Source organism: Ensifer sp. R-19, from assembly GCF_049905105.1.
Taxonomy (GTDB): Bacteria; Pseudomonadota; Alphaproteobacteria; order Rhizobiales; family Rhizobiaceae; genus Ensifer.
Window position 1 is genome coordinate 1,208,549 of record NZ_CP184570.1, and the last position, 15,344, is coordinate 1,223,892.

At 62.7% G+C, this 15,344-nt stretch carries 15 protein-coding genes; 6 read left to right on the forward strand and 9 right to left on the reverse strand.

From position 1 onward, the window contains the following. Nucleotide 1: 1 nt before the first annotated feature. From ACN9MO_RS24880 to ACN9MO_RS24895, 4 genes are all read left to right on the forward strand, one after another. Nucleotides 2–1,339, forward strand: coding sequence for a multicopper oxidase family protein (locus ACN9MO_RS24880; RefSeq protein WP_057251532.1), 1,338 nt, complete (start codon nt 2–4; stop codon nt 1,337–1,339). A gap of 50 nt (nt 1,340–1,389) precedes the next feature. Then, the gene (locus tag ACN9MO_RS24885; protein ID WP_425987133.1) at nt 1,390–1,875 is read left to right on the forward strand and encodes a cupredoxin domain-containing protein; all 486 of its coding nucleotides are present in this window, start codon (nt 1,390–1,392) and stop codon (nt 1,873–1,875) included. 27 nt (nt 1,876–1,902) lie between these two features. Beyond that, nucleotides 1,903–2,196, forward strand: a complete 294-nt coding sequence (locus tag ACN9MO_RS24890; protein WP_057251531.1) for a copper-binding protein — start codon at nt 1,903–1,905, stop codon at nt 2,194–2,196. Between the two features lie 90 nt (nt 2,197–2,286). Next, nucleotides 2,287–2,742 carry a DUF411 domain-containing protein gene (locus ACN9MO_RS24895; RefSeq protein ID WP_057251540.1) on the forward strand — a complete coding sequence of 152 codons (456 nt, stop codon included), beginning with the start codon at nt 2,287–2,289 and terminating at the stop codon, nt 2,740–2,742. A gap of 119 nt (nt 2,743–2,861) precedes the next feature. Here ACN9MO_RS24895 and ACN9MO_RS24900 read toward each other — a convergent pair whose 3' ends face one another. Continuing rightward, on the reverse strand, nt 2,862–3,263 hold the full coding sequence (locus ACN9MO_RS24900; RefSeq protein WP_057251530.1) for a VOC family protein: 402 nt from the start codon (nt 3,261–3,263) through the stop codon (nt 2,862–2,864). Between the two features lie 145 nt (nt 3,264–3,408). Continuing rightward, complete coding sequence (locus ACN9MO_RS24905; RefSeq protein ID WP_425988219.1) at nt 3,409–4,179, reverse strand: phosphoribosyltransferase; 771 nt, start codon at nt 4,177–4,179, stop codon at nt 3,409–3,411. Between the two features lie 101 nt (nt 4,180–4,280). On the opposite strand from ACN9MO_RS24905, the gene ACN9MO_RS24910 reads away from it, so the two are divergent. Then, nucleotides 4,281–5,456: a M20 aminoacylase family protein gene (locus ACN9MO_RS24910; protein WP_057251529.1), complete on the forward strand. Its 1,176-nt coding sequence runs from the start codon at nt 4,281–4,283 to the stop codon at nt 5,454–5,456. Between the two features lie 156 nt (nt 5,457–5,612). Here the strand turns inward: ACN9MO_RS24910 and ACN9MO_RS24915 are convergent, their stop codons facing one another. The 7 genes from ACN9MO_RS24915 to ACN9MO_RS24945 all read right to left on the reverse strand — a co-directional run bounded on the left by ACN9MO_RS24915 (nt 5,613) and on the right by ACN9MO_RS24945 (nt 13,138). After that, complete coding sequence (locus ACN9MO_RS24915) at nt 5,613–7,394, reverse strand: adenine deaminase (protein WP_112994680.1); 1,782 nt, start codon at nt 7,392–7,394, stop codon at nt 5,613–5,615. Further along, nucleotides 7,391–8,311, reverse strand: coding sequence for a nucleoside hydrolase (locus tag ACN9MO_RS24920; RefSeq protein WP_057251527.1), 921 nt, complete (start codon nt 8,309–8,311; stop codon nt 7,391–7,393). Before ACN9MO_RS24920 ends, ACN9MO_RS24915 begins: the two co-directional genes overlap by 4 nt. Before the next feature lie 6 nt (nt 8,312–8,317). Continuing rightward, nucleotides 8,318–9,346: an ABC transporter ATP-binding protein gene (locus ACN9MO_RS24925; protein ID WP_057251526.1), complete on the reverse strand. Its 1,029-nt coding sequence runs from the start codon at nt 9,344–9,346 to the stop codon at nt 8,318–8,320. Next, nucleotides 9,339–10,118 carry an ABC transporter permease gene (locus tag ACN9MO_RS24930; RefSeq protein ID WP_057251525.1) on the reverse strand — a complete coding sequence of 260 codons (780 nt, stop codon included), beginning with the start codon at nt 10,116–10,118 and terminating at the stop codon, nt 9,339–9,341. Before ACN9MO_RS24930 ends, ACN9MO_RS24925 begins: the two co-directional genes overlap by 8 nt. After that, complete coding sequence (locus tag ACN9MO_RS24935; protein ID WP_057251524.1) at nt 10,115–10,942, reverse strand: ABC transporter permease; 828 nt, start codon at nt 10,940–10,942, stop codon at nt 10,115–10,117. Before ACN9MO_RS24935 ends, ACN9MO_RS24930 begins: the two co-directional genes overlap by 4 nt. A gap of 100 nt (nt 10,943–11,042) precedes the next feature. Continuing rightward, entirely contained in the window at nt 11,043–12,062 is a 1,020-nt protein-coding gene (locus tag ACN9MO_RS24940; protein ID WP_113133765.1) for a polyamine ABC transporter substrate-binding protein, read from the reverse strand. Continuing rightward, nucleotides 12,059–13,138, reverse strand: coding sequence for a LacI family DNA-binding transcriptional regulator (locus tag ACN9MO_RS24945; protein ID WP_113133766.1), 1,080 nt, complete (start codon nt 13,136–13,138; stop codon nt 12,059–12,061). Before ACN9MO_RS24945 ends, ACN9MO_RS24940 begins: the two co-directional genes overlap by 4 nt. Before the next feature lie 467 nt (nt 13,139–13,605). Here ACN9MO_RS24945 and ACN9MO_RS24950 point away from each other — a divergent pair, with 467 nt between their 5' ends. Then, complete coding sequence (locus ACN9MO_RS24950) at nt 13,606–15,150, forward strand: ABC transporter substrate-binding protein (protein ID WP_113133767.1); 1,545 nt, start codon at nt 13,606–13,608, stop codon at nt 15,148–15,150. Nucleotides 15,151–15,344 lie beyond the last annotated feature (194 nt).

Consider the following 15,344-nt stretch of genomic DNA (forward strand, 5'->3'; position numbering starts at 1 on the left):
CATGTTCAACAGAAGACACTTCCTTGGTGCAGGCGCGGCTCTCGTTTCCACCGCCGCATGGGCGCAAACCTCCAACTCCGGCCTGCCCGAAGCGGCAAGCATGGACAATGCCGCGACCCAGAAGCCGCTGGTGCCGACGAGCGGACCTGACTACAACCCGGTCGTCACCCTCAACGGCTGGACACTGCCACACCGCATGAACAACGGCGTCAAGGAATTTCACCTCGTCGCCGAGCCGGTCGAACGCGAAATGGCCGACGGTATGACCGCCTATCTCTGGGGTTACAACGGCCAGTCGCCGGGTCCGACGATCGAGGCGGTCGAAGGCGACCGCGTTCGGATCTTCGTCACCAACAAGCTGCCGGAACACACCACCATCCACTGGCACGGCATGATCCTGCCCTCGGGCATGGATGGCGTGGGCGGACTGTCGCAGCCGCACATCCCCTCGGGCAAGACCTATGTCTACGAGTTCGACCTCGTGAAGTCGGGCACCTTCATGTACCATCCCCACGCCGACGAGATGGTGCAGATGGCCATGGGCATGATGGGCTTCTTCGTGGTGCATCCGAAGGACCCGGACTTCATGCGCGTCGACCGCGACTTCGTGTTCCTGCTCAACGCCTACGACATCGATCCCGGCACCTACGTGCCGAAGATCATGGAGATGACCGACTTCAACATGTGGTGCTGGAACAGCCGGATCTTCCCCGATATCGACCCGCTGGTCGTGTCCAAGAACGACCGGGTGCGGGTGAGGGTCGGAAACCTCACCATGACCAACCATCCGATCCACATGCACGGCTACGATTTCGAGGTAACCTGCACCGATGGCGGCTGGGTGCGGCCGGAGGCGCGGTGGCCGGAAGTGTCGATCGACATCCCCGTCGGCGCCATGCGCGCCTACGAATTCGACGCAAAGTATGAGGGCGACTGGGCGATCCATTGCCACAAATCGCACCACACGATGAATGCGATGGGCCACGATATCCCGACCTTCATCGGCGCCGACAAGACATCGGTCGCGGCGAAGATCCGCAAGGTCAAGCCCGACTACATGCCCATGGGAACGGCCGGCATGGCCGACATGGGCGAAATGGAAATGCCGCTCCCCGACAACACGATCCCGATGATGACCGGCTGGGGTCCGCACGGCGCGTTGGAGATGGGCGGAATGTTCTCGGTGGTGAAGGTGCGCGAAGGCATCTCCGCCGGCGATTACAGCGATCCCGGCTGGTACGAGAACCCGCCGGGAACACAAGCCTGGGAGTGGACCGGCGAACTGCCGGAAGCAACGCGGGCAAAGGGTGCCAAGACCGTGATCACGCCGAAACCATGAAGCAACGGCTGACCACGATGAATTCTCTCAATTCCACCAGGAACCATACGATGAAGAAAACAGCATTCGCTCTGGCGCTCGTTGTCGCCTCTGCCTTCTCCGCCCAGGCGCTCGCATCGGGCAGCCACGCGGGCGGCCACGACAAAGTGTCCGTCGGCGAGCCCGGTGACAGCAAGAAGGCGACGCAGACGATCCGCGTCACGATGAAGGAAACCGACGACGGCAAGATGATCTTCACCCCGGCGACCATCAAGGTGCGTCAGGGCCAGACCGTTCATTTCGCGATCAAGAATGCCGGCGAATTGGCCCATGAATTCGTTCTCGACGACAAGGCGACGATCCAGGAACACAAGATCACCATGGAGAAGTTCCCCGACATGGAGCACGACGACCCGAACGCCATCCGGCTCGAGCCCGGCAAATCCGGCGACATCTACTGGACCTTCACCAATGACGGCACCTTCGAGTTCGCCTGCCTGGTGCCCGGCCACTACGACGCCGGCATGCACGGTCCGCTCGACGTCGTGAAGAAGTAATCCCCGATCATAGAAAAGGATCTGACCATGAAGACCGTAGGTACATTCTTCGCAGCGCTTGCGCTCGCTGCCTCCGCCGCCGCCTTTGCCCTTCCCGCACACGCGGCGGAGTTCACCAAGGGCGTCGTCAAGAAAATCGATACCAAGGCCAAGAAGGTGACGATCGATCATGAAGACCTGAAGAACCTCGACATGCCGGCCATGACCATGGTGTTCCGCGTTGGCGACGATGCGGTGCTTGCCAAGCTCAAGGAAGGCGCCTCGATCGAATTCGTCGCCGACCGGGTCAACGGCAAGCTGACCGTGACCGAAGTCAAGTAAGCTGCGACAAACGGCCCGGGTCGAAATCACGCCGCCCGGGCCGGCACGATGCTATAGTCAGGCAGAACCGGAAAGGAGCGTCCAATGGACGTGTTACGTAGACATTTCGTAGCAGGCGCAATCGCAGGCATCACCCTCTTTGCGACAGCCGCCGCGGCTGCGGCCGGCACCATGGCCATCTACAAGGATCCGCAATGCGGCTGCTGCGAGCAATGGGCCGAGGCGATGGAGGCGGCCGGCTACAAGGTCGAGGTGCACGACGAGGCCGATATGTCGGCGATCAAGACGCGCTTCGCGGTGCCCGCCGACGTGGAAGGCTGCCATACGGCAGTAGTCGACAGCTACGTCATCGAGGGGCATGTGCCGCTGGAAGCGGTTCGCAAGCTTCTCTCTGAGCGGCCCGATATCGCCGGCATCGCCGTGCCCGGCATGCCCGCAGGCTCGCTCGGCATGGGCAATGACCCGCAGGCGTCCTACGACGTCTATACGATCGCCAAGGCAGGCGCCCAGTCGACGGTCTACTATCAGGTCCGTCCGGCGAATTAGGGCATTGGCTGCAAAGCGGCAGCGCTTCGGCCCCGAAGCGCCTCGCAAGCACGAAACCTGGGCGCTTCCTCTTTCGTCGGAAGCGTCGGGCCCCCAATGAAGCTCAGCCTCGCAGGAAGCTAGCGCTTCTCCAGTTCGACCGTGGATCCCAGCGCCTGCGGCTCCCCGACCTCGACGGCGTGCCCATCCGGATCATAGAAACGGAACACGCGCTGCCCCCAATCCTGCCGTTCGACCGGATGGATCAGTTCCACATGGGGCGCGACGCGTGCGAAAGCTGCGTCGACATCATCGTGTTCGAAATACAGGAGCAGGTTTCCTCGCCCATAGGGTTCCGCCGAGGCGAGTTCTTCCCGCCAGACTGTTCGCTCGAGCGAGCGGCCTTCGTGGACGGCAAAGCCGCTCTCGAAGAGGACGAAGTTTCCGAAGTCCTCGCGAACTGTCAGGCCGAGCGTCTTCTCGTAGAATTCCCGCGACCGGGCGATGTCGTGGACGAAAGGGATCGGATTGACGAAGCGCATGGACTTCCTTTCGCGAAGACTGCCGCTCGGACCAAAGCTTGCCTAAAGTTTTCACGTTGAAAGATGGCAAAGAGAATGCCGTTCGCGAAGCCCTCTCGGGCTCGGCCGTTTCATGGTAGCGCGCCTGTTTGCGATCTCTACGCGGTCAGACCACCTGCCAAGTGCCATCGTCGCTGCGCGCGAGCATCGGGGTCTGGAACACCCCCACGACGCGTTCCGGCCAATAAGGCGCGAGGTTGGCGAGCGGCTGTCGCCAGCGCTCGGTCTGCAGCATGGCGGCGCCGATCGCGACCGGCTCGATGCCGCAAGCCTCCATCAGGGTCAGCCCGGCCAGGATCGACGTGCCGCTCGATATCACGTCGTCGATCAGCGCGACACGTCGCCCCTCGAGCAGTGGAAGCATGCGCGGATCGACGTAGAGCCGCTTCTTCTGGTCCGGCGTCGTGATCGAGGAGAGCGGCACCGACAGGTCGTCGACATACCAGAATTTTCTTGATGTACCGAGCGGCACGTAGCGGCTATGGCCGAGCTTGCGCGCAACGGCAGAAGTAAGCGTCAGGCCCAATGTCGGGAGACCGGCCACGACATCGGGCTCGAAGGCGGCAAGCTTTGCCGCAAGTTCGGTGGCCAGCGCATCTTCCACCGCAAAGCTCGCCTGGTTGACGATCAGCGAGGCGAGCGCGTGCCTGCCATCCGAGAGCGGCCGGATCGGCAGCAATATCTGGCGGCCGTCGCCGAGCGTTGCCGGGAAGAAATCGCGATAACCCGCCTGAATGCCGAAACTTTTCGGCGGGTAGACCTCCTGCCAGAAGTCGTGAGGCTGCATCGGTTCCGTCCTCGTCTGCGCATTTCGCCCGGATTGAAAGGCGACCCAAAAAGCCGGTTCGCTGTTCTGATCCCGGTGGTTTTCGTCTATACCGTTTGCGACTTCGATCAAACCGAAAGGGCACCGTGCAGCGAGCAAAGCGCGCGGAATTCACAAGCCCTTCGCCAGATGAACCACGGGAATACCTGAACATGCGCCTGCCAGACGGAATTGCTGACGACCTCGCCTTCCTCACGGACTTCCGTCGCGATCTGCATGCCCATCCGGAACTCGGGTTCGAGGAGGAGCGCACCAGCGACCTCGTTGCCAAATGGCTCGAGGCCGCCGGGCTAAAGGTCCATCGAGGCTTGGGAAAAACCGGCGTCGTCGGCACCCTGCAAGTGGGCAACGGCACGCGCTCGATCGGTCTTCGCGCCGACATGGACGCACTCGCCATGCCCGAAATCGCCGACCGACCCTACAAGTCCCGCGAAGCCGGCAAGATGCATGCCTGCGGCCATGACGGCCACACCACATTACTGCTCGGTGCCGCCCGCCATCTGGCAAAGACCCGCAATTTCTCAGGCACCGTTCATTTCATTTTCCAACCGGCCGAGGAAGGCCGCGGCGGCGCGAAGCGCATGGTCGAGGAAGGGCTGTTTCAGCGTTTTCCCTGCGACGCCGTCTACGGTCTGCACAACATGCCCGGCCTCGATCCGGACGAAATCGCCGTCGTCGCCGGGCCGCAGCTCGCCTCCTCGGACAGCTGGCGTCTGACCTTCCGCGGTGTCGGAACCCACGGTGCCAAGCCGCATCTCGGCCGCGACCCCGTAACGGCGGCCGGTACCTTCCTTGCCTCGCTGCAGTCGATCGTCGGCCGCGTCGTCGATCCCTTGCAACCGGCCGTCGTCAGCGCCTGCTCCGTGCGTGCCGGCGACCCAAAAGCACTGAACGTGATCCCCGACATCGTGGAAATCGGCGGCACCGCCCGCGCCTATACACCCGAAGTGCGCGACCAGCTCGAAACCGAGATCGGACGACTGGCCCGGGGCACGGCGGAAATGTACGGGATTGCGGTCGACTACGAATTCGAGCGCCGCATCCCACCCGTCGTCAACGATGGCGATGCGACCGCCCGGGCGCTGAAGGCGGCCCAAGCCGTCTTCGGCAAAAAGACCCGCACGGCATTTCCGCCCTCCACCGCCGGCGACGATTTCGCCTTTTTCGGGCTCGAAGCTCCGGGCTGCTATGTGTGGCTCGGCAACGGCCCCGCCGTCGACGGCGCGCTGCATCACAACACCGCCTATGATTTCAACGACGCCGCGATCGGCCCGGGCGTTGCCTTCTGGTCGACGCTGGTGGAGCAGGAGCTGCCGCGCGCCGAATAGCGCGCGCCAGCCCGGGCGCGTGGCCGCAAATCACCCGAAGATGCGCAATTTCAGGGGCTTGTATCAGTTCTCTGAACGGAGAAGTGATCTGTCCCATTGGAGCTGAGAGCGGATCGCACAGGCGGCTTAAACCGAGCTGACCGCGCGAGTTACACCTCAAAGCACTTCCAATATCGGGCTTTCCATCAGTTTGCCGATTGCGACATCGGCGATGCCGCGGTCGGTCTGGTGCGGTCCGGCGTTGCAGGCGAGCGTCGCGCCAAAACAGGCCTTGAAGACCAGATAGGGTGGCTGCCAATCCACAATGCGGCCAACAGCATCGCGAAGTTCTGCGAAGCCGGCAGCTATCTCCGCGAGCGGCTGTTCCGAAACCAACCCGCAAATCGGTAGCGGCAGGAGAACGTCAACCTTGCCGCCGGACGCGACGGCCATGCCGCCGCCGGCGGCGATCACCGCATTGGCCGCCACAGCCATGTCTGCAGCGTTGCCACCGAAGACGGTGAGGTTGTGGCTGTCGTGCGAGACCGTGGTGGCGAAGGCCCCGCGCCAGGCGCCCCAACCCGAAAGCAAGCCGACGCGTGGCCGGCTGTCAGCGCGCCCGTGGCGGTGCGCGACTGCGATCACCGTAGTCCCCTCGGGCGGCACGACGAAGCCGCCTTCCACCTCGGCAACTGCTTCGGCCCATTGGGTGAAACGCGGGCGATCGATGGTCGCGACGCGCACCTTCGTTCCGGCAGCGCAGATGCGGAAATCGGCCTCTGCGAGCGGTGCAATTTTCATCGTGCCGTATAACGGCGCGACATCGATGTCAGTCAGCGGCTCGATCATGTCACCGCTCTTCGCGATGACCTTGCCGTGGACGATCACCGTGCGCGTGCGGAACTCGCTCAGGTCCTCGAAGACCACGATATCCGCCCGGCGTCCGGGCGCAACGAGCCCCAGATCGTGCCGGCCGAGCCGGACGGCACCGTTGAGCGTCGCCGCCCGTAGCGCCCATTCGGCGGGCAGGCCGTAGCGGACCAACCGGCGGACGACATCATCAAGGCCGCCAGCGCGGGCGAGATCGTCCGGAAAGACGTCGTCGGTACAGAGCGTCACCGTCTGAGGAAGATGGCCTAGGGCATTGAGGGTATTGACGAACTCAGGCAACAGGTGATCGTGCGAGCCGCGCAGTTCAATCGACAACCCTGCTCTCAGCTTCGCCATCAGATCGTCGCCGGACACGAGCTCGTGGTCGGAGCTGACGCCTGCGGTGACGAACGCCTGAAGGTCGGTGCCGGCAAGGCTGCGCGCATGGCCGTTGACCGGCTTGCCGGCGGCGAGCCCGGCCTGGACGATAGCGCTGATGCGCGCCTCGCCGTCGATGACGCCGCGCATGTTCATCATCTCGGCAATGCCGCCGATTTCCGGCCAGCTCAAAATGTCGGCGATGATGCCAGCGTCGAAATCGGCGCCGGCCAGTTCCAGACCCGGCGCCGACGGTACGCTGGACGGCGCCAGCAGAACGGTGCGCAGCGGCAGATCGCGAATGGCATCCGCAGCCCACCGCACTCCAGCGACACCGTTGACGTTGCCGAACTCATGCGGGTCCCAGACAACGGTCGTGACACCACGCGGCAGCACCGCGTTGGCATAGGTCGCCGGTGTCACCATCGAACTTTCGACATGCATATGCGTATCGATCAGGCCAGGTGAAACGAAGGCACCGCCCGCATCGATGATATCAGCCGCGTCGCTGCGCGTGCCGGGCTCGTGCACGCTCGCGATCAACGATCCGACCAGACCGATATCGGCCGGACGAAGCTCGCCGGTGACCACGTCGACCAGCGTCCCGCCTTGTATCAGGATGTCGAAGGGTTGCTCACCGCGCGCTGCGGCCACCGCGCGGGTCCGGAGCGCCGCATCGGCCAGGTCCTGAGGCTGCAGCACGGAGTTCATTTCTGCGCTTCTTTCATCAACGCACCCAGGATCTGGGCCCGCGTCGTCTCGACGTGTGCGTCAACGGCGTATTCGGCATTGAAGGTCGCATGGCTCGCGCGGGTTTCGACGACGGTACGCCCTCGCGTCAGGGATCCGCCAAGCTCGACATCGATACGTGCGCTCTTAAAGGAGACTGCGCCGGGGTTGACGAAGGCGACGGCGGCTGAGGGGTCATAGATCGCCATGCCCGGGCGTCCACGGCTGGTACCGATCGAGATGTATCCGGCAAGCAGATCGGCGATCAGCGCGGCATTGACGCCGCCGGCCGAGCGGATCGGCGCAACGTCGTCCGGATAGGCAAAGACCTTGCGGCAGAGATCGAGATCGACCATGCGCAGCGGCAGGCCGTGCGCGAGCACGATGGCAAGCGCCTCCGGATCGGCAAAGGCGTTGAATTCGGCGGAGGCTGTGTGGTTGCCGCTGGTGACGCCGCCGCCCATCCAGGTAAGGTCGGTGATGCGCGCGGCAAGGTCCGGGCGGGCAAGGCAGAGGGCGCCAAGGTTGGTGAGCGGCCCGAGAGCGAGAATGCGCTTTGGCCCTTCCTGTTCCAACCAGGCTGAGAGAGCAGCGAAAGCGTCGCTTTGCGGCAGTGCATCGGCTCGCGGCAGCGTCAGCCCGGCGGTCGGCATGCCGGCCTCGCCGAGAATACGTTCGGCAGTCTCAAGCCTGCCAAGCACTGGCGAGGCGCGGCCCTCATGGATGGGGAAGTTCCAGCCGAAGGCGAGCGCGGCACTGGCGGCGTTGCGCTTCACCTGTTCGATCGGCGTGTTGCCGAAGACGAGCGAAACGCCGTCGATTTCTTCAGCGGCATGAAGGACGACAAGCACCGCGGCGATGTCGTCGAAGCCCATGTCCGTATCGATCCAGACACCCATATGACGTCAACCGAACTTCTTGAGGCGCGCAGCCTTGTCGACCGGGAGATCGAAGGCAATCGTAGAGCCGGTTTCGCGCGCCGCCAATGCGGCATCTTCCTCGGCCTTGATGGCACCGAGCGGCGTATCGAGCAGGTATTCGCGCGTGCTGCCGGAGAAAGAGGCTCCGCGCACGGTGCCTTGGAAAGGACCTGAACCAAGGGTCACCATGCGCGGACGCCACGCAAGCCCTGCCGTGTCAGGCGGCAGGGATCCGGAAAGATCGATCGGGCCGTTGCCGACCGCAAGCTTGCCGCCCTCGACGGCAAAGATGTTCTCGAAGCCGACGAAATCGGCGACGAAGCGCGAGATCGGGCGGTTGTAGATATCCTCGGGCGTGCCGATCTGCTCAATCGCGCCGTTGAGCATGACGACGATCCGATCCGCCAGCGACAGGGCTTCGCCCTGGTCGTGGGTGACGAAGATCATCGTGACGCCGGTTTCCTTCTGGACGCGCTGCAATTCCGTTCGCATTTCGAGGCGCAGGCGGGCGTCGAGGTTCGACAGCGGCTCGTCGAGAAGCAGCACCTTCGGCTCCATGACCATCGAGCGCGCCAGCGCCACGCGCTGCTGCTGGCCGCCCGAGAGTTCGCCCGGCTTACGGGCGGAGAACTTCGAAAGCCCGACCGACTTCAGCCCGGCCGTTACCTTGCTCTCGATCTCTGTCGCCGGCAGCTTCTTCAGCCGCAGGCCGAAGGCGACGTTTTCGAACACGGTCAGGTGCGGGAACAGTGCATAGGACTGGAAGACTAGACCGACGGAGCGCTTGTTTGCGGAGACCCGAGTGATATCGGCACCGTCGAGCCTGATGGCACCGGAGGCCGGCGTCAGCAGGCCGGCGATCGAGCGCATCGTCGTCGTCTTGCCGCAACCGGACGGTCCGAGGAACGCCACGAGTTCGCCCTTGCGGATCGAAAGGTCGAGATCCTTCACCGCAACGGTATCGCCATAGGCGAGCGTCAGTTTTTCAAGGCTGAGGAAGGCGGCGTCAGACATAGCGAGAGAATCCCAGGAAGCGTTCGGCAAGGAAGACGATGCCGATGGACATGAAGGCGAGCAGTGCCGAGAGGGCGGCGACCGACGGATCGTAGGTGATCTCCATGTAGGAGAGCATGTCGATCGGCAGCGTGCGCACGCCGGGGCCGGAAAGGAAGAGCGATACCGGCACCTGGTTGAAGCTCGTGACGAAGCCGAGGATGAAGGCGGCCAAGATGCCGCTGCGGATGTTCGGCATCACCACGCGGAAGAAGGCGCCGGCGCGCGAGGAGCCGAGCAGCACGGCCGCCTCCTCGATGTCGGAGCGCAGGTTGTTGAGGCTCGCCGAGACCACCCGCACCGCATAGGGCAGAACCAGCGCCGTATGCGCGAGAAACAGGGTCAGCGTGATGTTGAAACCGAAGGGCACGACGATGTAGCGCAGCAGCGCCAGGCCGACGATGATGCCCGGCACAATGATCGGCAGCGACACGATCGTGCGGATGGTTTCGCCGAACGGCAGCTTGTAGCGTGAAAGCGCATAGGACGCGGGAACGCCAAGCACAAGCGCCGCAGCCGTACCGCCGATCGCCAAAAGCATCGAGATCGCGAAGCTCTCGCGGAAGCTCTCGACAGTGAAGACCTTGGCGACCCATTTGAGCGAGAAGCCCTGCGGTGGGAAGGCCAGCGTCTCGCCGCCTGAAAGCGAGGCGGCGACGATGATGAAGAACGGCCCTATCAGGAAGCCAATCACCAGGAAGAGCACAAGGGGTGAAAAGACGCGGGGTGTCATCGCTTGTTCCTCGCGGTGGCAAGCCGTTTCAAAAGAAGATTGGCGGCAAAGCTCATGACGATCAAAATGAAGGCGATGACGCTGGCTGCGACGAAATCGTTGGCGACGGTGACGCGCTGGTAGAGCAGCGTTTCGAGCATCAGCACCTTGGAACCGCCGAGGATCGCAGGCGTGATGTAGGCCGTCAGCGAGCCGGTGAAGACCAGCGTGCCGCCGATCACAAGGCCCTCTTTGGTGAGCGGCAGGATCACCTTGAAGAACACCTGGAACCAGTTGGCGCCAAGAACACGCGCCGCAGGAATTGCATCCTTCGGCATGTTCTCAAGCGCGCTGATCAAGGACAGGATCATCAGCGGCAGGAAGAGCTGAAGGAGACCGATGAAGACGGCCGTTTCGGTAAAGAGAAAGCGGATCGGCTCATCCGAGAGGCCGACCAGTTGCAGCGCCTGGTTAACGATGCCGGTGCGGCCGAGGATGACGATCCAGGCATAGGTGCGGGCAACCGACGAGATCATCAGCGGCAGCACGACGAGGCCGATCATCTGCCCCTTGTTGCGCGGCGTCAGATTGACGATGGCAAAGGCCGCGGCATAGCCAATGACCGCCGAAACAGCGGTGACCATCAGACCAAGTCGGAAGGTACGCAGGAAGACGGTGCGGTTCAGCGGATCCGAGAAAAAGGTCGTATAGGCCGACAGCGACCAGCTGTCGGCGTTGCGAAAGCCTTCCGCCAGCAGGATCACCACCGGCGCAAGAAAGACGATCGCCGCAAAGACCGCTGCGGGCAGAGCGAGCGCCAGGGCTTCGGCGCGGTTCTGAAACATCCTTCTTCCTTTCAAGGCATCAAGTAGAGCGGCCTGCCCGTCCCGGTGGCCGTGGCTCCACCGGCCGAAAAGTCCGGCCGATGGAGTTCAGTTGTTTGGCTTACTGGCCGACCTGCGCGTTCCACTCCGACAGCCACGCTTCGCGGTTGTCGAGGGCAACAGCCGAGGGGATCAGCTTCAGGTTCTTCACCGTCTCTTCGCCGTAGGTCAGGTTCTCGGCGATCTCCGGCGAAACCTTGACGTCCTTGTTGGCCGGGCTGTCGACCAGCTTTTCGGCGAGCGCCGTCTGGATTTCGGTCGAGAGCCAGAAATCCATGAACTGAAGCGCCAAGTCCTGGTTCTTGCCGCCCTTGGTCAGCACCATCACATTCATGCCGCCGGTCTGGCCTTCCTTCGGCGTTGCCCACTTGATTGGCAGGCCGAGCTTGGTGAAGCCTTCCCAAGAGAAGCGGCCGATCGGTGCGGCCCAGATCTCTTCCTGCTGCATCAACTGCACGAGCTGCGAAGACTTGACGTAGAAGGTGACGATGTCGTCCTTCTTGGCACCGACGGCGGCAATCGCTTCCTTGAGGTCCGGCGTATTCTTGCCGATGGCCTCGCCAACCATGTAGAGCGCCGGCGGGCCTTGGTTGGTCGTGACGTTCGGGAAGGCGACGTGGCTGGCGTTCTTCTCGTCGAGCAGATCGGCCCAGGAATTCACTTCCATCTTGTCCGAGCGATAGACGATCGAGGTTGCGTAGAAGGTGTAGCCGACGCTCATGCCGTCGCCGTTCGGATCCTTGGCAAGGTCATAGAGCTTGTTGAAGTTCTGGAGGTTCGAGGTGTCGATCTTTTCGATCAGGTCAGCGCGCGAAGCCGAGAGCGCGTCGGCCATCGAAACGACGGCCATGTCGACAACCGGGCTTGCCTTGTTGGCTTCCATCTTTGCCAGGCGCTCGACGCTGTTGCCGGTTTCGACCACCAGCTTGCAACCGCACTTCTGCTCAAACGGCGTGTAGACCAGCTCCTTGAATGCGTCCTGGGCAAAGCCGTAGACGGAAATTGTGAGCGTCTTTTCCTGAGCAGACGCGGCAGGGGCGACGAGCAAGAGCGCGCTCGAGGCAAGCAGGAACTTCTTCATGACTGGTGTCCTCCTTCGGTGACGGATGTGGCTGCGGTGGCAGTGGTATGAACGGGTTGAAGCGCGGGCGGTGCGGCGGCCGATTGCCTGACGACCAGATGCATCGGCACATTCGACTTCTCGGCCGTGACCGGTGCGCCGATCTCGGGATCGAACGGATCGCGCTCGCGGATCGCCTTGACGAGCGCGGCAACGGCAATCGCGGCAATCTCGGTCATGTCCATGCGCGCAGTCGTGAGCGCTGGAGTGATAACCGGCGACCAGATCAGATCGTCAAAACCGGTCACGCTCGCCTTTTCCGGCACATTGATGCCGGCGCGCTGCAATTCGGTCAGTGCCCGGAGCGCATGGAGATCGGAGATGCAGGCAAACGCGGTGTAGCCTTCCGCCACCTTCCCGGCGAGCCCGAGCGGACAGCCCTTTCCGGACACTTTCTCCAAGGGCTCGATCCAGAGCGTGTCGGTATGAAGCCCTTGGCCGAAGACGGAGCGGATGCCGCCGGCGCGGTCGTTCTGCACGTTCGAGGCGGGATTGTTGCCGATGATCAGCACGCGCCGGTGCCCGAGCGCCTTCAGGTGCTCGGCGATCTGCTGGCCGCCACCCCAGTGGTCGGCGGCAACCGTGTTGCCGGGCGTCGAGGGCGTATCGATGACGGCAACCGGACAGCCGACATCGGCGACGCGGGTACCGCGCCGCGGCACGATCACCAGGCCGTCGACGTCGCGGTCGATCAGCCGCTCGATCGCCTTGGTCTGGGTCGAGACGTCGCCGCGCGAGTCCGCAATCAGCACGCCGTAGCCCGACGACGAGGCGGCAAGCTCGATCGCCTGGGCGATCTGGGGGAAGAGCGGATTGGCGATATCGGGAAGAACGAGACCGATGACGCCGGTGCGACCGGTCCTGAGCGCCCTGCCCGCCTGGCTCGGTACGTAACCGAGCTCGGCCGCGGTCGCGCGGATCTTCTCCACCATTTCGGCAGACACGCGGCCCTTGCCGGAGAGCGCGTTCGAAACCGTGGCTGCGGACACGCCGAGCGCTCTGGCAATCCTCGTTAGTTTTGGTCCGGAACGCGCCAAAATCCGTGGTTTCCGCTATCGCATGATTAAACGATTAATCATGCGATATATCAGAATCTCCTGGGTGTCGAATCCTTTTGTCGACGTGTTGCATTTTGCAATTTTCGAGGGAAAATCGTCATGAATAACAATCGACGCCCCCCTTATTCCAAGCCGGCAATCCTGCATAAAGCTTATGGAGAAGACCGTTCAAAATCAGAGTTGGGTGGCGGCCCAATTCGCCGGAACCAAACTGGTCCGTGAAGGCTCCCTGATATATCTCGATAGTGCGCCGGACGACGGAAGGCGAAATACGCGTATGCCCATCCGCCACGGCCGCGGGTACAATTTTCAACTTCGACGGACAAAAGAAACCAATTTTCCCACTAAATTACTAGGGAATAAGTATGATGCATCGCAATCATCCGGTGCGTACATTCGGGTGGCGACGCGATCCGCGTGACAGGCACAATGCAGGAGTTTGGGACATGACTGGCACTATCATCGGTTTTGGCAAGACCGCGGGACAAGCCCGCCGCGCACGAGGGGCAACTCTGGCTGCCGCCACACTGGCGCTCGCTCTGTCGACGAGCACAGCCGTCTTCGCCGAGGACGCCAAGTTTGACCCCAACGCCTCGATCACCATCGGCTCGCTCTACGAGCCGCAGAACCTCGACAACACCGCCGGCGCCGGCCAGGGCATCAACGAAGCCTTCAACGGCAATGTCTATGAAGCGCTGTTCACGCTGACCGATGCGGGCGACGTCCAGCCGGGTCTGGTCGCCGAGCAGAGCGTCAGCGAAGACGGCCTTACCTACACGTTCAAGCTTCGCCCTGGCGTTGCCTTCCATTCCGGCGACCCGCTCACCGCAGCCGACGTGAAGTACAGCATCGAGCGCGTGACCGCCGAGCAATCCAAGAGTTCGCGCAAGAAGAGCCTTTCGACGATCAGCGCGATTGAGACGCCCGATGACCAAACCGTCGTCGTCAAGCTGTCCGCACGCTCGATCTCGCTCCCCTACAATCTGAGCTACGTCTGGATCGTCAACGATGCGGCAAAGGACCTGAACGCCAGCGAAGACGGCACCGGCCCCTATCGCCTCGACGAATGGCGCCGCGGCTCGTCGCTGGCATTGACCCGCAACGACAAATATTGGGGCACAGCACCGACCAATGGCGAAGTCGTCTTCCAGTACTTCACCGACGCAACCGCACTCAACAATGCGCTTCTGACCGGCGCGGTCGACATCATCACCAGTGTCCAGAGCCCGGACTCGATCGCCCAGTTCAAGGACAATCCTGACTTCACCGTAACCGCCGGCCAGTCGACCACCAAGCAACTGCTTGCCTTCAACGACCGCGTCGCCCCCTTTGACAACGTCAAGGTCAGGAAGGCGATCGCCCGCGCCATCGACGACAAGAAGTTGCTGACCTCGATCTGGGGCGAGTACGGCACGCTGATCGGCTCCTTCGTGCCGCCGACCGATCCCTGGTACGTGGACCTCACCGCCGTCGACACCTATGACGTCGAAAGCGCCAAGGCGCTCCTGAAGGAAGCAGGCTTTGCCGATGGCTTCACCTTCAAGCTCGACACGCCGAACTACGACCCGCACCCGATCGTCGCCCAGTTCATCCAGAGCGAACTCGCCAAGGTGAACATCAAGGTCGAGATCAACGTGATCACCGCCAACGAATGGTACACGAAGGTCTACAAGGCACATGATTTCCAGGCGACGCTGCAGGAGCACGTCAACCACCGCGACATCGTCTTCTACGGCAACCCGGACTTCTACTGGGGTTACAACAACCCCAAGGTTGTCGACCTGATCAAGGCCTCGGAAGCCGCCGCCAACACCGACGAGCAGACCGCCAAGCTCAAGGAAGCCAACACGATCATCGCCGAGGATGCCGCCAGCAACTGGCTCTATCTTTATCCGCAAATCGTCGTTTCGAGCTCGGCTGTGTCAGGCTACCCGGTGAATGGTCTGAACTCGCAGTTCTTTGCCTACGGCATCAAGAAGAGCGAGCAGTAAGCGAAACGACTTCCGCTTTTCGCGGCAATGAAGAGCCCCCGGATCCAATCCGGGGGCTTTGCGTTCCGCAAGCTTGCTTGGCCTCGCCCGAGCCGTTTCGGCCAGTCCGATACAGGCCACACTAAAATAGAGCCGCCGCTCTAGCCTCCCTCTCCGTTTTGATGCAAAAGCCAACTTCTCTGATCGCGGGACCC